This window comes from Acetobacter ascendens, from assembly GCF_001766235.1.
In the GTDB taxonomy this organism is placed as follows: domain Bacteria; phylum Pseudomonadota; class Alphaproteobacteria; order Acetobacterales; family Acetobacteraceae; genus Acetobacter; species Acetobacter ascendens.
In genome coordinates, this window is the sequence record NZ_CP015164.1 from 1,124,063 (window position 1) to 1,144,227 (window position 20,165).

Here is a 20,165-nt window from a genome sequence, read left to right on the forward strand (position 1 = left end):
GAACCCGCCGTAAAGCTTTTTAGTTCAGGGGGTAAAAAGGCCGCCATATCTGCTTCTTTCAAAAATTCTCGCCCGCGGCTAGACCATTTAGAGCCCTTTTGGAAATTCGCTATGATAGGTTTTCAAGAGGTTTTGAGCGTGATTCAAAGGCAGGATGTGGACGCCAGCACAACGAGGCCGCATGGCCGGAATTACACGCAAGACGAAACGCTATCCGTCTGATCTGACAGATGAGGAATGGGAGCGCATAGCGCCTCTGATGCCCCCTGCGAACCGGCGTGGTCGGAAACGGACAACCGATTTCCGTGAGATCATCAATGCTCTGCGCTATCTCGTGCGCTCAGGCTGCGGTTGGGAGATGCTTCCGGTTCATTTTGGCCCATGTCAAACGGTTTACTGGTGGTTCCGCAGGCTGATGCGCCGTTTCCTGTTCCAGACCATTCATGATGTCTGTCTGATGCTCGATCGTGAAGCGACAGGACGCGAAACCAGTCCATCGGGTGGTGTCATTGATAGCCAGAGTATCAAGGCACCCCACGCAAAGACACGTGGTTATGACGCAGGCAAGAAGATCGTCGGTCGGAAACGTCACATCGCAGTTGATACGGATGGCCGCCTTCTCCTGGTCCAGCTGACAACAGCCGATATTTCGGACAGTGCAGGAGGACAGATGATCCTTGATGCCATTCGCAAACGCTGGCCTTGGGTGAAGCACCTGGAGGGTTCTAAAAACCCTCCTTTTGGTCAATTATGAAATCATAACCCATTGGTATTGTTGCAGACAAAAAGCCTTAAATAGGTTTTTTCGAACCCTCCAGGTGGAGGGATCGAAGAACCCTTGATTGATGTGCTTGGCCGGTAATTTCTGGGTTTTGGCGATTTGATTGACGGTTTTTGCGATGGCGTCCAGTCTGCGTTTTGAGCAGATTGGGAGTTGTCTCTCGCTGGATGGCTATGCGCTCGCGTTCAATCTTTCGAGGAAGAGGAGGCGGCGCATATTGTAGACGATATTGGCGAGCCCGATCCTCATGGTGGCTCGACTGATACCGACAGTCCGGACAAACAGCCCCGTCTGTGACTTCTGATCGGCAAAGACATGCTCGACGCGGATTTCTCACACTTGAGGCAATTTCGGGTCATTTTGTAGAATTCAGTCATCCCACAGGAGCCCGATCTGGAATATTGACGATATTCTGCTTCTGGCGGCGGGTTCTGAACGCAGTGAGGGTGTCACGGCCTGAGAAGGCAGTGTTGGTGGAAGCTATGTGGTCTGTGCACTGTCTGTTTCTTCAGATGGCCTGCCGGAGCCTTCGCAATCGTGCATGAGCGAGGGCGAATTCATGCTGACAGGGGAACATGTCCGGCATGGACAGGACAATCCGACGGACGCTGAGCGTTACACGTGTCGCGATTTTGAGCAGTCGTGCGCGTATGGTGCCACAGGTCGCCGTCTCCAGGCTGGTCTGGCCAAGGGCCAGTCTTTGCAGAGCGGTCAGCAGGACATAGGCTGCGGCCGAGAACCACAGCCGGAGCTGGTTGGCCCGGATGGTGTGGGACGAGGTCCTGTCTGAGAACAGATCCATCTGGCATTCCTTGATGCGGTTTTCCATATCCCCGCGTGCGCAGTAAATCTGTTCGTAGAGATGGCGGGGGTCGGACATTCCCTGCGGTAGCGTGGTGACAATAAAGCGATGATAGCGGTTGCCATGGCGCCATTCGACCTTGGCCACGACCCGCCTGCGGCGCGTCCAGCTGTCCTTTGTGATCCAGTCAAAGGAGGCGAAACCGCGCGCAGCTCTGCCTGTCGTGGCGGCTTCGTCACGAACCTCAGCGGACAAAGAGGCAATCCGGTCATACAGGCGGGTGTTGCCTGCAAGCCCAAACAGGAAGTCAACGTGGTTGTCTTCGCACCATGTCATCAGACTGTCCCGGGCGAAACCGCTGTCCCCACGCACCAGGATACGCACCCGGGGCCAGCGGCTCCTGATCTGCTCCACGATCCGGCGGATGTCTGCCAGTGCTTCCTTCCCCGGGTCCCTGTCTGCCGTGCGCAGGGTAGCGCTAAGGAGATGGTCCCCGCAGAAGACATACAGGGGAAGATAGCAGTTATGGCCGTAATATCCATGAAAGGCCCGGCCTTCCTGATGGCCATGGATACGGTCATCGGTGGCATCCACATCCAGAACGATCCGGGCGGGTGCGCGCTCATGCTGGTCCATGAAAAGCGTCACGAACAGGGTAGCCAGGGCCTCATGATCAGCAATGATGCGGCAGTAACGATCTGCCTGCTGCCCACTGCGCTCCAACCGGTTCAGCGTGGATTTTCCTGCCAGTGCCGCACAGTTGGCCCGGCTTCCTGACAGACGTCCCGATACCAGACCCATGACAGGATCATGACGTAAAGCGTCATGGTCATTAAGATCTTCATAGCCCAGTGCCAGGCCCATGATCCGCTGACGGACAAGGTCTTCAACCCGGTATTCCACAAAGGCAGGATGCCGCTTATCGCGAAAACAGGCAGCAAAGCGGCGGCTGAGACCCAGAATGTCATCAGCCTGCTTCACCAGAATGACGCCCCCATCCGAACTCATGCGACCCCCGTCAAAACGGGCCACAACACGCCGTCCACAGGAGGCTGGAAACTCATACACGCCTGCGCTACACTCTGTCTGCATCGGGTTTTCTTATAGCTTATGAAAAATTCTTTTACACAAAATAGACTTTTTCATAATCTAACCCGATGTACAACCCTTCCGTGAGATTTCCGCGTCGACACGCGAGCGGATGACCGACTTTCCAGCATTTGATTTCTGGATATGCCGGGGCATAGGCTTGAGATGCGGCTTTTTGCGATGAACCTTGGAGACAAAGCCCTGCTTTTCCATGAAGTCTTCGTTGTCTTTTGAGCGATAGGCCGTGTCGGCCCAGACACTTGAGGCCGTATTGGTTTTATCCAGAAGCCCCTCTCTCAATCGCGCGCCATCACTGGCAGCGGCATGCGTTATTTTCCATTTGCGGATGAACCGGTATTTCCGATCGATGGAAACATGCGATTTATAGCCAAAGAACGGGATGGCGAGATCGCTGGATGGCATGGTTCCATCATCCTGCCGCTTCGCCTTCGTGAACTTCAGTGTCCAGCGCGCATGACGATCCTTGTGCGACAGCTTTGCGGGTTTGTCCTGCCAGTCTTCAGGAATACGGCCTGCTCGCAGATCCGCTTTCTCTGCATTGGTGTTCCGCTGCTTCGGAGCCGCTACCAGCGTGGCATCCAGGATCTGGCCTGACATCGGCAAATACCCGGCGTTACGCAGGGTCGCATCAAAGCGGATGAACAGCCCATCGATCGCACCCGCCTGGGTCAGACGCTTTTGATACAGCCAGACCGTTTTGGCATCCGGCACCCGATCTGAAAGTCCCAGCCCAAGGAAACGCATAAAGGAGAGGCGATCGTTGATCAGATATTCCGTCCGCTCATCAGACAAATTGTTGAGCGTCTGGATCACCAGGATCTTGAACATCAGCACAGGATCAAATGGCGGTCGTCCGCCCTTGCTTCCATCGGAATACGCCAGGGCCTTGTCCAGATCAGGACGGAACGCTTCAAAATCCACAGTCCGGGAAAACGCTTCGAGCTGATCGCCAAGCCCACTCAGCCGGGCAAGACGCTCTTCAACATCAAAGAAACCAGACTGCTTCATATCGCCATTCCCTCAATCAACGCAGAAGAAATAGAATCATACAGAAGACCTCAAAACCAGGGGGTTTTTAGAACCCTCCACCTGTTTGCCGATGGAGCCTATGACCGCCTCCAGTTGATGGATAAGGCCACTTTTCTCGACTTCACAGTCGAGATCATCCGGCGGTCAGAGACAGCAAAAGGGTTTGAAATCCTGCCGCGTCGGTGGGTTGTGGAACGGACCTTCGGTTGGATGATCCGCTGGCGTCGCCTTGTGAAGGACTACGAACAGCGGATCGACGTCGCAGAGGCCATGATCCACATCGCCATGGGAAGCCTCATGCTACGCCGAAACGCTCATCCGTGAATTTCCAAAAGGGCTCTTAGCCAGCCCTACATGTGGGCTGCTAAAAGAGCCGCTTACCATAACGGGAATTTCCATAGCCAGCATGCCTTTGGCACCATTGCTGGCAAAAACCAGTTCAAATGCTTTTTTATTCAAATCAAACTCGGCTTTTCCCACAATACTACCTGCATCTGATTTTATGCGTAATGGCTGCACAACACCTTTGCCTTGGTGCATTTCCAGCGCCCCCAACAAGCACGATACATTCGCTTTACCTTTACTTTGGCGAAAGAGAGCCCCAACATCCGTTGTGGCAATATCCATCACTTCGCGCGAAATGGTACCTGTATTCATGCCCACAGCGGCCGTTACATTGGCTAGGCGCGAGGCTTCATTTAAAGTTTGGATATTATCTGCATGCGTGAGCACGCGAATATTCAACTTCCCCCCCACCGGAAATGGCGAAAACCCCGCCTGCTTACGGAACTGATCAATATCCCCATTATCTACATTAACTGTAGCCTGCACACGCGTGCCTTTCTGACCGGCTAACAAATGGCCTGAAGCCTGAATACTCGCTCCAAGCCAATTCATCTTCATGGAACTTACATCCACTCGGCCTGGCATTTGGCTTAAACTGATTTGGGCTTGGTTAAAAACAAGCGCATTATACAACACCGTATCTGCCGCAAGTGTAACATTGATAAGCGGATCAGGATGCAAAGGCACCTGTAACGGCACATCAATACCGCTCGCAGATGTTTTGTTTTTTTCGGAAGAGTTCCCCAAAAGAGCATTCAGGCTTAGGCGCGAAAACGCCATGGAACCAGCAACCTTATCTGGCTGCCCTGAGGCACCTTCTGTAAATGTTACATCCGCACTTCTGATGGGACTTTCTTTAAGCGAACCAGTTGTATGGTCTAAGTGCCACACATCCCCTTTATGCGTGAAGTGTCCCGATAGCGTAATAGGTTGCGTAATCTTGCTATCAGCCTCACCTGCAAAAGCCATGATTGGGCGGGATGTTGCTGTCTGCAAATCCAGCTTTGCATCAATGCCATCAAAATCAAATAAATCTGTCATGCTGCCGTTCAGATGCAGAGATAAATCACCCGATGCCGCATGAATATCTGTTCCATAAGGCTTACCCGCTTGGCGCAAAACATCTATCGGCTGCATGTTGGCCTGCAATGTTACGGGCGTGCCATTATACGCACCGTTCACGTCCATCACTAATGGTGTGCTATCGCTTGTTGAATGCAAAGCTACCGCTTTAAGGCCTGTTATGTAACTATGGCCATGCGCTGAGCGGTAGATAACCTCACTATCCGTAATGGCTGCATCACGCAGCCCCGGAAACCATATTTTACCGCTAGGTTCTTTTGGCTTGGATGGAGCAGAAGATGCCTTTTTGCCAAAGCGCCAGTTCGGTTCACGTTCAGGCGTACGCTCGAACAAACCTGAAAACCCATCAATTTTCACGTCTCGCGCCTGCATCTGCCCGTTAAATAAGGAACTGAGCAGGATTTGAGCGTGCAGATGCTTCAAGCTTATCATATCTGCACGACTACCGTGGGGAATGTTGGCCAGATGCAGATTATCCAGATCTAGTGTAACCCACCAGCCAAAGCGCACATGCAATGCCTCAATCTGGGTTTTGCGGCCAAGTGACGCACTTATTCTATCTGAGGCAATATGCGCCAGATTATAGTGTGGAAGGCCAGCAACCAGCACGCCAGCGGCCACAGCGGAAACAGCCAGAACACTTCCGGCCAACCATACCCAACGGGGCATACAAGTACCTTTCCCAATCCTTTATTAGGAAATAGAATGCAGAAATATTATCAAAATATCCACGGAAATTTATTTCTTGAAATCAGGAATATATTTAAATTTATTTTCCTGAATCAAGAAAAGGAAGAACGCTGCGGTAGATTTGCAGTTCTTCATTTGTAGGTATGACACAGATTTTTATTTTACTACCTATTTTGCTGATAACCGGCGCATGAGCTGCATTGGCGGCTTCATCAATCTGCACCCCCATCCATGCCAGAGCCTGACAGACATCTGCACGAAGGTTCTGATCATGTTCACCAATACCTGCTGTGAACACAATGCCATCCAAACCACCCATGACGGCGGTTAATGCACCAATTTCCTGCACAATCCTGTAAACAAATAACCCGAGCGCTTCTGAAATATTCTTACGCTGTAAGGTATCCTGACTTTGCGCCAATGTTGCGCGCAAAATACGCATATCGGACGATACACCCGAAACACCCAACAACCCTGATTGATGATAAAGTGTGGTGACCAGCGTTTTCCAATCTGCTTTTTCAGACTGCACCATGTAAAGCAGGGCACCCGGATCTATAGCACCGCAACGCGTACCCATCATCAGTCCATCAAGCGCGGAAAACCCCATGGTTGTTTCCATGCTTTTACCATGGTGCAATGCACATAGGCTAGCGCCGCTTCCCAAATGCGCAATAATGGTGCGCCCCTGCGCTAACGCAGGATTAGTTTCTGCCAAGCGGGCTGCAATATAACTGTATGAAATACCATGAAACCCGTAACGGCGTATGCCGTGCTCTGCATAACGGCGCGGAAGTGGCAGCAAGCGCGCCATTTCCGGAATGGTTTGATGAAAAGTGGTATCAAAACACGCCACCTGTAAAATATCAGGACGCTTTTCAAAAATAGCTTTTGCGGGAGCCAACGTAGCGGCCTGATGCAACGGGTCAAACGGCGTAAGTTTATCCAACTGCTTGAGCGTATCCAGCGTAATTTTAACAGGTTGCAGAAATTTTGCCCCACCATGCACAATCCGGTGCCCTACAGCCAGCACACGCCCTTGGCCAGAATACTGCTCAAACCAATGGAAAAGATGGCTAAAAATATGCAACCCCGTTTCCGACCATTTTTCCTGTACAAGACGCTTTCCCTCGGCATCTTTGGCCGTAAACTGAGAGTGATCGGGAAACTCCTCAATTTCTCCATGCAGCAGAACCTGCGGATCTACCGTGCCTGAGAAAGCGTAAATCGTCAGCTTCAGGCTTGAAGATCCGCTATTAAAAACAACAACTACATCCTGCACGGATACTCTTCCTTGTTATGAGGCTGTTTTCAGCTCTGCCCACCGGCAAGATGATGGACATAAAGCGCCCCAATGGCTATGGAAGCCAAACGCGCCTGCACACTGTTTGCCCGGCTGGTAAGTAATACGGGCACGGCTGCCCCCAGAACAATGCCTGCGGAATCTGCGTCAGACATAAAAATCATATTTTTTGCCAGCATATTGCCGGATTCCAAATCTGGAGCCACCAGAATTTGCGCACGCCCAGCTACGGGTGAAACAATGTTCTTTATTTTTGCGGCTTCAATACTTACGGCGTTATCCATGGCCAAGGGGCCATCCAGTATGCCCCCTTGTATCTGCCCGCGCTCTGCCATCTTGCATAAACATGCAGCATCAACTGTTCCGGGTATTTTGGAATTAACTGTTTCTACAGCAGAAAGAATAGCAACGCGTGGGGCGCCCAAACCTAACCCGTTGTGTAGGTCTATCGCGTTTTGAACAATATCACGTTTGACATCCAGATCCGGAAAAATATTAATGGCGGCATCTGTTACAAACAGCAAGTCCTCATATCCAGGCACAGCCAACAAAAAAACATGGCTAATGCGCCGATTGGTGCGCAAACCGCTATCTGCTTCAACAATTGCATGCATAAAGATATCGGTATGCAAGCTGCCTTTCATCAACGCCTTTACACGCCCCTGCTTTGCCAAAGCCGTTGCTTTCTGGGCGGCTTCTGCTGGTGTTGCGGCATCAATAAAAACAGCTTTATCCAATGCAATGTCGCTTGCCTGTGCCACAGATGTGATTGTGCCCTTATCACCTATCAAAACAGGCTCAATAATACCCCGTTGCGCCGCATCCATGGCACCTTCAAGGGCGTGTTGTTCACACGGCCAGACAATACCGACAGGCACCTGCCCGGGCAATTGAACAGCGCGTGAGACCAGTTGCTCAAACGCCTGATGGCTGGTTGGCACTGAACTCCCCGGCATTTCCGCAGTATCATGCGTATATTGTGAAATCTGCGTCTTGCTAGAAAGAATATTGTTCATATCATTCATCTTTATAATTACTCGGTAATATCAGTGATATGTGCAGATAAAATATGCCTATACTGCGTACGCAGGAAGTCTTCAGCTTGGACCGCTGTACCTCTGGCTGCCATATGCCCCTTAAATTCCTTTACAGTCTCCAAATTCTGCATAGACATCCATGCACGCAGTTCATCCAGAAGGGTTGAAATATAGCGCCCCCCCTGCTGCAACAGCACTGATGTCACCATGGCGACATCCGCTCCAGCCAATAGGCATTTAGCAACATCCATGCCGGAATGGACACCTCCAGAAATTGCCAGATCAGCCTGACAACGTTCTGAAAGCAGCGCCGCCCACATAAGCGGTAACCGTAACTCGTAAGCAGAGCTAGGAACAAAATCCACTTCTGCGCTATCCGTTAAGGAGCGCAATCCGGGCTCGTAAAAACTGTTGAACAGAACAATACCACCCGCTCCGTTTTCTGATAACCGCTTCACCATATTGCCGGGTGAGCTGAAAAAGGGCGAAAGCTTAACGCTTACCGGCACCTTAACCTGTGCGCGTACATCACGCAGCACCTGTATGCAGCGCTCTTCTACCTGTGCGCCTGTTTCATCCGGATTGGTTGGTACATGCCAGAAGTTCAGTTCTATGGCCGCCGCACCTGCCTGCTCCATATCTTTGGCAAAACGCAGCCACCCTGCCGGTGTGCAGCCATTCAGGCTGGCGATAATAGGCACACCAGCCTTTTCTGCTGCACTACGCAACACTGCCAACCTTCCATCCAGCGGAGACGCATGATGCATGACAGGAAAATATCCTGCAGCTTCTGGGTGAGAATTTTCTCCCGTTTCCCACAAAGCGGCTTCTGCCAGTTCCTGTGCCTGAATATCTTCTTCAAACACAGAAGCCATAACAATGGCAGAAGCACCGGCATCTGCCACACGCAAAATACCCTCAAGATCTGCCGTTAAAGGAGATGCCGAAGCCACGACGGGGTGAGCCAATTCCAGCCCAAGATAGTTTGTACGAATATCCATTGCCATAATGCTCCCGTCTCGCCTCAGTTCACATCTTCCCAATGTGGGAGGAAGCGGCTGCCATCACGGGCGGCCATATCTTCGTAAATCCGGTAGCGCTCGTTGGCTGCCGCCTGCGCCTGATGCAACAGATGCGCGGCACTTTCTGGATGTGTACGGGTGAGCGTTTTGTAACGCAGTTCCCGATACGCATAGTCCTCCAGCGAAATACGTGGGCGCGTTGAATCAAGCCGGAACGGATTAAGCCCACTTTTGCGCATGGTAGGATCAAACCGGAACAACGGCCAATACCCCGAGGCTACGGCTCGCGCCTGCTGCTTCATACCCGTACGCATATCTATGCCATGCGCAATACACTGCGAATACGCCAAAATAAGAGATGGCCCCTCGTATGCCTCTGCTTCTCGCATTGCAATAATAGCCTGCTCCGGGTTTGCTCCCAGCGCAATCTGGGCCACATATACATTGCCGTAAGCAATAGTCTGCAAAGCCAGATCCTTACGCGGCACACGTTTGCCACCTGCCGCAAATTTGGCAGAAGCACCAAGCGGTGTTGCTTTGGAGGATTGTCCACCCGTGTTGGAATACACCTCTGTATCCAGCACAATCACGTTTACATTACGCCCTTGCGCCAACACATGGTCTAGGCCACCGTAATCAATATCGTATGCCCAGCCATCGCCCCCAACAATCCAGATGGAGCGTCGGATCAGAAAATCTGCCACAGAAAGCAACATAGCGGCATCAGGCGTATTTATACCTTCTAGCTTGCCACGTAGGGCGCTCACACGCTCACGCTGGAGCACAAATTCGCTTTCTGTAATCTGGGGTGCATTCAGGATAGCCGTTACCAGATCCTGCCCCACAATATCGGCCTGTTTTTGCAACAGTTGCCGTGCCAGAGATTCCTGTTTATCCGCAGCCAGACGGAAGCCAAGGCCAAATTCTGCATTGTCTTCAAACAGAGAATTTGACCAAGCCACCCCACGCCCCTGTGCATTGGCTTTCCATGCATGTGCTGGGGTATTGCCCGCATAAATAGCCGAACAGCCTGTGGCGTTGGCAATCTGCAATCTATCTCCAAACAGTTGGGAGATGAGTTTCAGGTAAGGTGTTTCACCACACCCTGCGCAAGCACCACTGAATTCAAACAGAGGTTCCAAAAACTGCACGCCGCGTACGTTGGCTTCGTTAATGGCGGCGCGGTCCACTTCTGGCAGGTGTTCAAAAAACGCGATATTCCCGCGTTCCTGTTCCAGAATAGGTAGTTTTTCTCCCATATTGATGGCGCGTGTTTCACCATCAGGGTTAATCGCCGGGCAGTTTTCAACACACACACCACAGCCCGTGCAATCTTCTACATAAAACTGGAGTGTAAAGCGGGAATCTGGATAACCACGAGCATTCACCGGAGCCGATTTGAAGCTTTCCGGCGCACCATCCAGATCCTTGTCTTCGTAAGTTTTGGCACGGATGACACTATGGGGGCATACAATACTACACTGTCCGCACTGGATACATGTATCCGGGTTCCAGATTGGCACCTCTACCGCAATATTGCGTTTTTCGTACTGCGTTGTGCCTCCGGGGAAAGTACCATCAGCCGGAATATGGCTTACAGGAATACTCTCCCCCCTGCCCGCCATAATTTCTGCTGTAACCTGCTGCACAAACAACGGGGCAGATGCAGGCACAACCGGCGGCATAGGCAATGTGCCATCTGCCTTGGCTGGCACAGCCACTTCATGCAAGGCCGCCACTGCGGCATCCACTGCGCGGAAGTTAAGCTGCACAACAGCATCACCCTTTGCGCCATATGTTTTTCGAATAGATTGCTTGATTGCCGCAATAGCTTCATCTGGGGGCAAAACATTGGAGAGATGGAAAAAGCATGTTTGCAAAATGGTATTAACGCGCGGCCCCAAACCAAGCTTAAGCGCAACATCAGAGGCATCAATCACAAAAAAACGCAGCTTTTTATCAACAATCTGATCCTGCACTTTGCGCGGCAACTGCTCCCAAACCTTGTCTGCCGCATAGGGGCTGTTCAGCAGAAACGTGGCCCCATTATTGGCCGCGCCTAAAATATCGCGCCGGAACAGAAAATCGAACTTATGGCAGGCTACAAAATCTGCATGACGGATAAGATATGGCGCCTCAATGGGGGATTTACCAAACCGTAGGTGAGATGCCGTTTCTGCCCCAGACTTATGGGAATCATAATCAAAATAAGCCTGCGCATACCAGCCCGGTTTTTCACTCAGAATTTTAACGCTGTTCTTATTAGCCCCCACTGTGCCATCTGCGCCAAGGCCGTAAAACAGGCAGCGCACAGTGCTTTCTGGTTCTATATCGAAAGTTTCATCATATTCCAGATGTGTATAGGAAACATCATCAATAATCCCCACTGTAAAATGGTTTTTGGGTGTGGGTTTCTTCAATTCATCAAAAACGGCTCGTGCCATGGCTGGGCTGAAATCACGCGAGGAAAGGCCATAGCGCCCACCTATCACGCGCGGCATATGTGGGAACTGACCATTCTCCACCCCTTCAGCCAACACGCTTACAATATCTGCATGCAATGGTTCCATAGGAGCACCGGGCTCTTTGGTACGATCTAGCACTGCAATAGATTTTACGCTTGCAGGTAAAGCCTTCAAGAAATGCTCTGCAGAAAATGGTCGGAACAGGCGCACCTGCAACGCGCCTACTTTTTCACCCTGTGCGTTCAACCACTTTGCTGTTTCCCGCACCACTTCGGAGCCGGAGCCCATGGAAATAACCACACGCTCCGCATCTGGCGCACCTGTGTAATGAAACAGATCATATTGGCGGCCTGTAAGAGACGCAAACTTATCCATTGCCTCCTGCACAATGGCCGGCACGCGCTCATAAAACGGATTAACGGCTTCTCTGGTCTGAAAATAGGTATCCGGGTTTTGCCACGTACCACGAATAAACGGGTGTTCTGGGTTAAGCGCCCGTTGCCGATGTGCATGCACCAACCGATCATCTATCATCTGGCGGATAATATCATCCGATACCACAGAAAGGCTGTTATATTCGTGTGAAGTACGAAAACCATCTGCAAAATGGATAAAGGGAATACGTGAAGCCAAAGTGGCAGCCTGTGCAACCAGCGCCAGATCATGAGATTCCTGCACAGAACCTGCACCCAACATAGCAAACCCGGTTGTACGGATGGCCATGATATCCTGATGATCACCAAAAATGGAGGAAGCACCAGCCGCCAGTGCACGCGCTGCCACATAGAAAACTGTTGATGTCAGCTCACCCGCAATTTTGAACATATTGGGCAGCATGAGCATAAGGCCCTGAGAGGCCGTAAAAGTTGTGGTAAGCGCCCCGGTTTGCAAAGCACCGTGCACACACCCTGCTGCACCACCTTCTGCCTGCATTTCCTGCACAACAGGCACTTCACCCCAGATATTCTGCACACCTTGATCAGACCACGTATCTGCCAGTTCTGCCATGGGGGATGAGGGCGTAATGGGGTAAATCGCACATACTTCGTTCACACGATAAGCAATATGCGCAACAGATGTATTGCCATCCATTGTCTGGAGTTGTTCGGTCATGACATTCTCCATTTTATGCACGCACCTTGAAGCGTGCTGGCATAACAGGCTCACCCAAACTTCCCTTGGCAGGCGCAGCCTCTACTGGTTCTGGGTCCATCTCAATGGCATGGCAGGGGCACTGTTCTGCGCAAACTGCGCAGCCTGTGCACAGATCCATGGCAACCGCATATCCTTTTCCCGGCCCTAGCCGTGTAATGGCTTGCTCTGGGCAGGATGCATAGCAATTGTCACATTCAAAACAGTTGCCGCAGGAAAGGCACCTTCCGGCTTCATAGCGGGCCGTTTTTTCATCCAAACCAGCGAATATTTCGTCAAACCCGGCCCGCTCTGTTAAAGGGCGTTCAGTCTGCTTGCTTCTGTCTGCCTGCGCGTAATCTGGCAGGTGCAGCATATCAAATGAAACCAGCGGATGCGCCGCAGGATGCACATAGCGCTGCCCGACCAAATAAGCATTGATAGCACGAGCAGCTAGCTTACCGTGGCCTGTAGCGGTTGTCATGGTGCGTGCGCCGCCTATGCAATCTCCACCTGCAAAAATACCTTCCTGCCCTGTCATGAGGGTTGAGGCATCTACAGCAACCGTATCATTTTTATTTATGCTGATAGCGGGAGCTGTTTTCAATAATGCCAGATCACTATGTTGCCCTACAGCCATAACCATTGCATCTGCGGGCAAATGCATTGTCTGCCCTGTAGGGGTTACGCTGCCATCTGGGTTCATGGTTACCTTTTCAACCGTTACCCCATCTGCGCCAAAATGATCTGCAACACTCAGCCATTCAATTTTAACCCCTTCTGCAAAAGCAGCGTCTGCCTCGCTTGGCAAAGCTTCCATATGCTTGGGATCGTAACGGAAAATGAGAACCGTATCTTTGGCACCCAGCCGTTCTGCTGTACGGGCGGCATCCATTGCCACGTTGCCACCACCAACAATGACAACGCTGCGGCCTAGCTGGGGCCTTGCACCTTTGCTTACTTCATCTAGCAAGCTCACGGCATCCACTAGTTTTTTACCATCTGTTGCGGGAATATTCAGATGGTTACCCAATTGGGTTCCTACCGCCACAAATACGGCATCAAACCCACCTTGCCAGCGCGCCTGCATAATATCATCAACCCGCACACCACACCGCAGTGTAACACCCGGCATGGATGTTATTTTGGCAATTTCATCTTTAAGAGACTGCCGCGGCAACCTGTAGGCTGGGATACCATGCATCATCATCCCGCCTGGTTCTGCTGCGGCCTCATGTATTTCAACCTGATGCCCCAATCTGGCAAGGTGATAGGCGCAGGAAAGCCCGGCTGGGCCGCTGCCTATAATCAGCACCTTTTTGCCTGTAGATGGAGCTGACTGAAAATTCCAGCCATTCTGCACAGCCAAATCACCCAAAAACCGTTCCACAGCATGAATGGATACCGCACCATCCAAGCTGCCTCGGTTACATCCGCCTTCACACGGGTGATAGCATGCCCTGCCATGCACTGCTGGCATCGGGTTGTTTTCTGTAAGTGCATGCCATGCTTTTTCGTAATCTCCGGCCTGTGCATGCGCCAACCAGCCTTGAATATCCTCCCCCGCAGGACAGGCATGATTACAAGGCGGCAAAAAATGTTTGTAAGCCGGTCTTTGCCATCGAGAACTCCCAACACCTCTACGTGTTGTATCCTGCATGACCTGTGTCATGTCGTGCAGCTTTATAGTCATGTAGGTTCTCTCCCGACCCCGTGGCCATTTTAAAGTGACCGTGCGTATGCAACGCGCATTTACGGAACAGATTGCTAAAACACGAGCATGAACCGCAATGCGCTGTGTGCAGGAAGCCAAAAATCGAATAATACGTCAACTTTAAATTAATAAAATCATTTTCTTATTTAAATTATTTTCTTGCGAATAGATTTCATTAAAAACAATTTTTGACGATAATTATTATTCATAAAAGAAATAAGAACCAAAACAGTGCTGTATTCCGAAAAATACTTAACTTGACACATTAATCATATTTTATAATTTTCACAAAAGCCTTCTTGTTTTCCTTATAATAAGGATCCTAGACATAATAGGCAGGCAAATATTTTTGTAAAAAAGACACTTCATTTGAGTGCCGCAAAATCACCAGATTTTTCTGTATTTTGGAATGAAATATTACGTCATCATCTCCTTCAAAAAATTTTTGCACTATATGTCATAATTTTTATCCTGAAAGACTTTATGCAGAAACCACTCCCACTGCTTATTCCGAACAAGATCGGCAAAGAGACTTCAACGACGCAGACACCAACCACGATGATTGCCTATCTTTTGATGAATTCGATACAGAAGTTAGAAAAATTCTGTCTTCCAGAGATGATTTTTCATCACGAGGCTTTGCGATACTTCCCACATCAGCTCAAGACACTATTTCTAAATGATGAATTTCATAAAATGGATCATGGTTATAAGTGTTTTTTAAACGTTAACTAGAATCAGGTATTATAAATATTAAATGAAATTTCTATATTAATTTAATATTTTATATGTGATTTATTCTGTTAGTTTATTTAATTTTGTTTTGATTTTTTGTTTATTATAATATTATATCCTCTTTTATGATGTATTGAAAAATATCTCTTTTTTAATCTCATTTTATTGCCGCTTTCAGATAGCGGAATTTTACTGTAAACAAAGAGCGAGAAGGACACTGGAGTTTGTAAAAAATTGACGGAACACCCGCAAAAGCCCGTTACCAAGGCTAAACCAACAACAACCAGACCCAAAAAGTCCTATCGCGCTTCTCAAAAACGCGAAATGACGCGCGCATTCAAGCAAGACGCCTTTGAAAGCGCTGCGTGGAAAGTCTTTTCCGGTATTGGCCTAGATGCGGCAACGGTTAGAGATATTGTTGCACTTAGCAATGTTTCTCCCGGCAGTTTCTATAATTATTACAAAACCAAAGAAGCCATTTTTGATATTATCCTCGTAAAAGTTGCGCAGCGTGTAAGAAGTGCCGCACGCTTGGCACGGAGTGAAGAAGATAATCTGGATGCAATGCTCCAGAAAAGTCAGTGTGCGGCTTTCCGGGAACTTCTAAGCATTCATGGTGCCCCGCATTTTCTGGAGCTTAACCAGCACCATATCAGAGCCAAGCTTTTTAATATGAGTGAAACACGGGAAATGCTGGATGACCTGAAGCAAAATCTGCTCAAGCGGGTCCCAATGAAAAATACATCTCCTGAACGTATGGATTTTATTGCGACCGCTGTTTTAACAACGACTCTGGAAGGGTTGCTGTATATTGCACGCAACCCTTTGGTCGATATTGATCAAACTTCCCGACTTACAGCCGGCATGGCGGCGGCAGGTATCCATGCTGCTGCGGCTGCTGCAGGCTAACTTTTTACCTTACCCGGCAGCAGATGTAAGATGTGTGTATAGGATAGAGCAGCCAATAAGCATTAGCGCTATACCGCCACAGATTTCTGCATAACGGCCAATCCATACGCTGGCATGCCGCCCCAGCATGACCCCTGCCGTTGCCATAACTGTGGTAACGGCACCAATAACCAAGCAAGCAGATAAAATATTAACCTGCATAACGCCCAGGCTTACCCCAACTGCAGTTGCATCTATGCTGGTTGCCAAAGCTGTTCCAATTAGCCCCAGCACACCACGGCTGGCAGCTTTAGGCTGTTCAATCTCTGCCTCTTCTTCTGGTTCATCCTTCATGGCCAGGCGGATCATGTTGCCACCTATGCCGCAAAGCAGTGCAAAGGCTATCCAATGGTCTACTGCTGCAATCCATGTGCTTAGAGCCAAACCCAGCATCCAGCCCACAACCGGGGTAATGGCCTCAAAAAACCCAAACACAGCACCAATACGCAGGGCATCATTCCAACGGGCATGCTTAACATTGGCACCCTTGCCAACCGCAGCAGCAAAAGCATCCACAGAAAGGGAAAGCCCCAGAATACCGAGTGTGAAAATACCAATCATGAGCAAGTCCAAGGGCCGCAAAACACAAAACAGCACACATCGCCCCCCGGCCGTAGCGGAGGCAATGATGTCGTTGGTCTTGCTGGGCGTTTTTTCTAAAACGCTGTCTCCGCCATGGTCTACTGACCAAGTATGTTGACGAAGACCCCTCTGTAACAGAGGGTGGCTACTCCCCAATGAACGGAGCCTCTGTATCAATATCGCAGATGTTCCGCAAGAGCCTGAAAAACCGAAAGTTTTCATGCAACAGATGAGGCATTCATAATAATTCGAAATAAGAAGGTGAACGCTAGACAGAAACAGCCGTTAATATGCTGAAGCCGAATTACGCGTGACATAAACTCGATAAAAAGGACAAAAACACTATGATAAAATTATATTACACTCCGGGTGCCTGCTCTTTAGCATTTCATATTATTTTAAACGAAACACGCCTGCCCTTCGGCCTGGAAAAGGTGGACCTAAAAACCAAGACATTGGAAGACGGTCGAGATTATCTTAAGATCAATCCACGCGGTGCTGTTCCTGCCATCGAAATTTCACCCGGCGTAGTGCTGACTCAAAACGTGGCTATTCTGCCATATATTGGCAATCTTTCTGATATTGCTGCTTTTCGGCCAGCAGAAGGTTCCTTAGATCGCTCACGTATGCTGGAAGCATTGGGCTTTTGTGAAGATGTGCACAGTGCTTTTGGTATGCTCTTCACTCCAGATCTGGCCGATACCACACACGCACTTTGCCTGAAAACAGTCACCCGGCGGTTGGAACAACTTGAGCGACTGCTGGAAAGCAATGGTACAGACTATTTGCTTCCTGCTGGGTTTAGCCAGCCAGATGCCCTTATGGCCGTAATTTTAAGCTGGGCAACCCCTTTAGAGATAGATCTTGCAGCTTACCCCAAAGGTAACGGGCCGTTCTGGGCCGCCTTGATTATGCGGCCTGTCTGTGCGGTGTATTCAGGGGTTGCCAATTCCATGGCAATAGTTCGTGGAGCCGATTGATCTTGTGCTCGTTGATACGGGCCAGGACGTCGGCGAGGTAATCGTGCGGGTTGATGCCTGAGAGTTTTGCGCTTTCGATAAGCGTCATGGCATCAGCGATGTTGTCGCCCCCGGCGTCTGAACCGGCAAACAGATAGTTTTTCCGCCCGACGCATACCGGTCGTATGGCCCGTTCGGCAGGATTGTTGTCGATGGCAACACGACCATCTTCGAGGAAGAGGGTAAAGGCTGCCCACCGGTTGAGCGCATAACGGATTGCTTTTGCCAGTTCCCCCTTGCCTGGGATACGGGCGAACTGTGTTTCGCACCATGCGTGGAATGCTGTGACACGAGGGCGGCTTTTTTCCTGTCGGACAGCCAGACGATACGGAGCAGGAGACCCGGTGAGCTGCCGCTCGATATCGTAGAGTTCCCCGATCTGCTCGAGTGCTTCCCTTGCGATTGTCGAATCACTGCCCTTCCAGACATCATGGAAGGCCCTGCGGAGATGAGCCCAGCAGGCCGCTTCGCGCACATGCACGGTTCCCGTTGCATCGGGTTTATACAGATCCCTGAACCCCGCGTAGGCGTCAGCCTGCAGAATGCCCCGGAACTGTGCCAGATGGGTCTGGGGATTGATCCCCTTGCGATCGGGAGAGAACCAGTAGGCCACGGCGGGCGGATCACTCCCGCCCCAGGGGCGGGGATCGCGCAGATAGGTCCAGATCCGCCCTTCCTTCACACCACGTGGTTTCCCAGCCTGACGCAGGCGAGGATCAAGAACCTGGATGGGTGTATCATCGGCATGCAGCAGGTCTGCCTTTACGACATCCTGACGGATCAGATCTGTGAGAGGACGCAGAACGGCAACGGCCTGACCACACCAGTCGATCAGGGTTGAACGGGGAATGTCCACACCCTGACGGGAAAAGATCTCATTCTGACGATAAAGCGGAATGTGATCATCGAATTTTGAGACCAGGATATGGGCCAGCAGCCCGGGGCCAGCCATGCCCCGTGGGACAGGGCGCGACGGTGCTTCAGGCTGTACCATTGTTTCGCAATGACGGCAGGATTTCTTCAGCCGTGCCGTTTCGACAACTTTCAGTTTTGCCGCAATAAAGTCCAGTATTTCGGTGACATCTTCGCCAACGAGGCGTAGGGGACCGCCACAGGCGGGACAGGCCTCGCCCGGGTCGAGAACAATACGCTCCCGTGGTGTCGTGTCGGAAACCTTTGGTTTGCCGCGCCGTCTGGGGGAAGAGACCACACCATCGCTGTCATCGTGCTCCCTGATGTCAGGAGAAGGATCGGCTGCCGCGATGGCGATTTTCACATCTTCAAGAAGCAGTTCGAGCTGTTCAATCTCACGGTCTATCTTTTCTGAACTGGCCCCGAATTTCTGTTTCTGAAGACGCGCGATCCGGATTTTGAGAGACTGGACAAGAGCTTCATACGCACGGGCTGAAGCGGAAAGCCGAGCCACTTCAGTCTGCAGGGAAACAATCATTTCCCTCAGGATATCTGGATCATCAGGCAGGACCGCGGGCGCATGCGTCATTATGAAAAAATAGCAGAAAACCCAATAAAAGACAAAAGGTTCTGCACGATCACGCCATAAAAATCAGGCCACGCGAGACGGTGGCGCAGACCAGGAAGGTCGTCTCCACTCCATGCCTTCCCACAGCATGGCCATCTGTGCGGCTGTCAGGCGTGCAACGCCATCTGCCGGCGAGGGCCATGGAAAACGTCCCTTCTCAAGCACCTTGTAATAAAGACAGAACCCCTGACCGTCCCACATCAGAAGCTTGATCCTGTCCCCACGGCGACCACGAAAGGCAAAGAGCGCTCCCGATGTCGGGTTCTGACGCAGCACGTCCTGTGCCAGTGCAGCCAGACCCGATATCCCCTTGCGCATATCCGTAACCCCGCAGGCCAGATAGACGCGCACACCGTTGCCCACGCCAATCATGCTGTCTCGGCAATCCGGATGATCTTCGCCAGAAACTCTTCTGCAGGATGTCCCGTCACCTTGATACTGCGGCCATTACGCAGCATAATGGCCAGCCCTTCATTATCATCGCCAGAGACCAGAGCAGGTGTCTTCACTGCAGCGACAGGAACAAACGCCACAGACTGATCCGGGGAAGACAGTCTGTGGCGGAAAGACGTCCGCCATTGGTAAAGATGTTGACGGGTCAGGTCATGCCGACGGGCCACATCCGATACACTTGCCCCGTCCACACCAACTTCAGCCAGTATCGCAAGCTTGCGTTCATCCGACCAGCGGCGACGGCGTTCAACGCCAATCAGGATTTCTTGAGCCATAGCTACCTCCCAAACAACGTCAATAACGACGTCGTTAACGACGGTAACTTACCACTCACAATCCTCACTCATAAGGCGGTCTCAAGCGGCCGCTTACCCCC

The 20,165-nt window shown here is 50.8% G+C and carries 13 protein-coding genes, 4 pseudogenes and 1 riboswitch; of the genes and pseudogenes, 4 read left to right on the forward strand and 13 right to left on the reverse strand.

The features are described from left to right. Positions 1 to 154: 154 nt before the first annotated feature. Positions 155 to 718 (forward strand): annotated as a pseudogene (locus A4S02_RS05425) (IS5 family transposase); the annotation flags it as partial. 234 nt (positions 719 to 952) lie between these two features. Here A4S02_RS05425 and A4S02_RS15610 read toward each other — a convergent pair. The 3 genes and pseudogenes from A4S02_RS15610 to A4S02_RS05435 form a co-directional block, all read right to left on the reverse strand. Beyond that, a pseudogene (locus tag A4S02_RS15610) lies at positions 953 to 1,105 on the reverse strand (IS5/IS1182 family transposase); the annotation flags it as partial. 184 nt (positions 1,106 to 1,289) lie between these two features. Continuing rightward, on the reverse strand, positions 1,290 to 2,675 hold the full coding sequence (locus tag A4S02_RS05430; RefSeq protein WP_070323181.1) for an IS1380 family transposase: 1,386 nt from the start codon (positions 2,673 to 2,675) through the stop codon (positions 1,290 to 1,292). Positions 2,676 to 2,750: 75 nt separating this feature from the next. Then, positions 2,751 to 3,701, reverse strand: a pseudogene (locus tag A4S02_RS05435) (IS5 family transposase); the annotation flags it as partial. A 78-nt stretch (positions 3,702 to 3,779) separates the two neighbouring features. Between A4S02_RS05435 and A4S02_RS05440 the strand changes: the two are divergent. Beyond that, positions 3,780 to 4,046: pseudogene (locus A4S02_RS05440) on the forward strand (transposase); the annotation flags it as partial. Here the strand turns inward: A4S02_RS05440 and A4S02_RS05445 are convergent. The 6 genes from A4S02_RS05445 to A4S02_RS05470 all read right to left on the reverse strand — a co-directional run bounded on the left by A4S02_RS05445 (position 4,023) and on the right by A4S02_RS05470 (position 14,491). After that, a complete protein-coding gene (locus A4S02_RS05445) occupies positions 4,023 to 5,819 on the reverse strand; it encodes an AsmA family protein (protein WP_228142466.1) in 1,797 nt (598 codons plus the stop codon). The pseudogene A4S02_RS05440 and the gene A4S02_RS05445 overlap by 24 nt on opposite strands. Before the next feature lie 100 nt (positions 5,820 to 5,919). Next, the gene (locus tag A4S02_RS05450; protein ID WP_019088432.1) at positions 5,920 to 7,122 is read right to left on the reverse strand and encodes an acetate/propionate family kinase; all 1,203 of its coding nucleotides are present in this window, start codon (positions 7,120 to 7,122) and stop codon (positions 5,920 to 5,922) included. 29 nt (positions 7,123 to 7,151) lie between these two features. Continuing rightward, the gene (locus A4S02_RS05455) at positions 7,152 to 8,168 is read right to left on the reverse strand and encodes a bifunctional enoyl-CoA hydratase/phosphate acetyltransferase (RefSeq protein WP_070323182.1); all 1,017 of its coding nucleotides are present in this window, start codon (positions 8,166 to 8,168) and stop codon (positions 7,152 to 7,154) included. 8 nt (positions 8,169 to 8,176) lie between these two features. Beyond that, positions 8,177 to 9,187, reverse strand: coding sequence for a dihydroorotate dehydrogenase-like protein (locus A4S02_RS05460; RefSeq protein ID WP_070323183.1), 1,011 nt, complete (start codon positions 9,185 to 9,187; stop codon positions 8,177 to 8,179). 17 nt (positions 9,188 to 9,204) lie between these two features. Next, complete coding sequence (nifJ, locus tag A4S02_RS05465; protein ID WP_070323184.1) at positions 9,205 to 12,792, reverse strand: pyruvate:ferredoxin (flavodoxin) oxidoreductase; 3,588 nt, start codon at positions 12,790 to 12,792, stop codon at positions 9,205 to 9,207. Between the two features lies 1 nt (position 12,793). Then, complete coding sequence (locus A4S02_RS05470; RefSeq protein WP_228142469.1) at positions 12,794 to 14,491, reverse strand: NAD(P)-binding protein; 1,698 nt, start codon at positions 14,489 to 14,491, stop codon at positions 12,794 to 12,796. Positions 14,492 to 15,571: 1,080 nt separating this feature from the next. Here A4S02_RS05470 and A4S02_RS05480 point away from each other — a divergent pair. Further along, positions 15,572 to 16,156: a TetR/AcrR family transcriptional regulator gene (locus A4S02_RS05480; RefSeq protein ID WP_228142470.1), complete on the forward strand. Its 585-nt coding sequence runs from the start codon at positions 15,572 to 15,574 to the stop codon at positions 16,154 to 16,156. A 9-nt stretch (positions 16,157 to 16,165) separates the two neighbouring features. On the opposite strand, the gene A4S02_RS05485 is transcribed toward A4S02_RS05480, so the two are convergent. Next, positions 16,166 to 16,756, reverse strand: a complete 591-nt coding sequence (locus A4S02_RS05485; protein WP_070324188.1) for a manganese efflux pump MntP — start codon at positions 16,754 to 16,756, stop codon at positions 16,166 to 16,168. Between the two features lie 6 nt (positions 16,757 to 16,762). Beyond that, a riboswitch (yybP-ykoY riboswitch) is annotated at positions 16,763 to 16,943 on the reverse strand. 178 nt (positions 16,944 to 17,121) lie between these two features. Between A4S02_RS05485 and A4S02_RS05490 the strand changes: the two genes are divergently transcribed. Then, positions 17,122 to 17,757: a glutathione S-transferase family protein gene (locus A4S02_RS05490; RefSeq protein ID WP_228142471.1), complete on the forward strand. Its 636-nt coding sequence runs from the start codon at positions 17,122 to 17,124 to the stop codon at positions 17,755 to 17,757. Here A4S02_RS05490 and tnpC read toward each other — a convergent pair. The 3 genes from tnpC to tnpA form a co-directional block, all read right to left on the reverse strand. Further along, positions 17,687 to 19,297, reverse strand: a complete 1,611-nt coding sequence (gene tnpC, locus A4S02_RS05495; RefSeq protein WP_070323186.1) for an IS66 family transposase — start codon at positions 19,295 to 19,297, stop codon at positions 17,687 to 17,689. The two genes, A4S02_RS05490 and tnpC, sit on opposite strands and share 71 nt — an antisense overlap. Positions 19,298 to 19,360: 63 nt before the next feature. Continuing rightward, positions 19,361 to 19,708, reverse strand: a complete 348-nt coding sequence (tnpB, locus tag A4S02_RS05500) for an IS66 family insertion sequence element accessory protein TnpB (RefSeq protein WP_020944072.1) — start codon at positions 19,706 to 19,708, stop codon at positions 19,361 to 19,363. Further along, the gene (gene tnpA / locus A4S02_RS05505) at positions 19,705 to 20,064 is read right to left on the reverse strand and encodes an IS66-like element accessory protein TnpA (RefSeq protein WP_070323187.1); all 360 of its coding nucleotides are present in this window, start codon (positions 20,062 to 20,064) and stop codon (positions 19,705 to 19,707) included. Before tnpA ends, tnpB begins: the two co-directional genes overlap by 4 nt. Positions 20,065 to 20,165: the final 101 nt, after the last annotated feature.

Excerpts from the sequence above, each read along its gene's own strand:
- A4S02_RS05430 (WP_070323181.1), bottom strand. The coding sequence starts at position 2,675 with ATGCAGACAGAGTGTAGCGCAGGCGTGTATGAGTTTCCAGCCTCCTGT.
- A4S02_RS05445 (WP_228142466.1), bottom strand. The coding sequence starts at position 5,819 with ATGCCCCGTTGGGTATGGTTGGCCGGAAGTGTTCTGGCTGTTTCCGCT.
- A4S02_RS05455 (WP_070323182.1), bottom strand. The coding sequence starts at position 8,168 with ATGAATGATATGAACAATATTCTTTCTAGCAAGACGCAGATTTCACAA.
- A4S02_RS05460 (WP_070323183.1), bottom strand. The coding sequence starts at position 9,187 with ATGGCAATGGATATTCGTACAAACTATCTTGGGCTGGAATTGGCTCAC.
- nifJ (WP_070323184.1), bottom strand. The coding sequence starts at position 12,792 with ATGGAGAATGTCATGACCGAACAACTCCAGACAATGGATGGCAATACA.
- A4S02_RS05470 (WP_228142469.1), bottom strand. The coding sequence starts at position 14,491 with ATGACTATAAAGCTGCACGACATGACACAGGTCATGCAGGATACAACA.
- A4S02_RS05480 (WP_228142470.1), top strand. The coding sequence starts at position 15,572 with ATGACGCGCGCATTCAAGCAAGACGCCTTTGAAAGCGCTGCGTGGAAA.
- A4S02_RS05485 (WP_070324188.1), bottom strand. The coding sequence starts at position 16,756 with ATGATTGGTATTTTCACACTCGGTATTCTGGGGCTTTCCCTTTCTGTG.
- A4S02_RS05490 (WP_228142471.1), top strand. The coding sequence starts at position 17,122 with ATGATAAAATTATATTACACTCCGGGTGCCTGCTCTTTAGCATTTCAT.
- tnpC (WP_070323186.1), bottom strand. The coding sequence starts at position 19,297 with ATGACGCATGCGCCCGCGGTCCTGCCTGATGATCCAGATATCCTGAGG.
- tnpB (WP_020944072.1), bottom strand. The coding sequence starts at position 19,708 with ATGATTGGCGTGGGCAACGGTGTGCGCGTCTATCTGGCCTGCGGGGTT.
- tnpA (WP_070323187.1), bottom strand. The coding sequence starts at position 20,064 with ATGGCTCAAGAAATCCTGATTGGCGTTGAACGCCGTCGCCGCTGGTCG.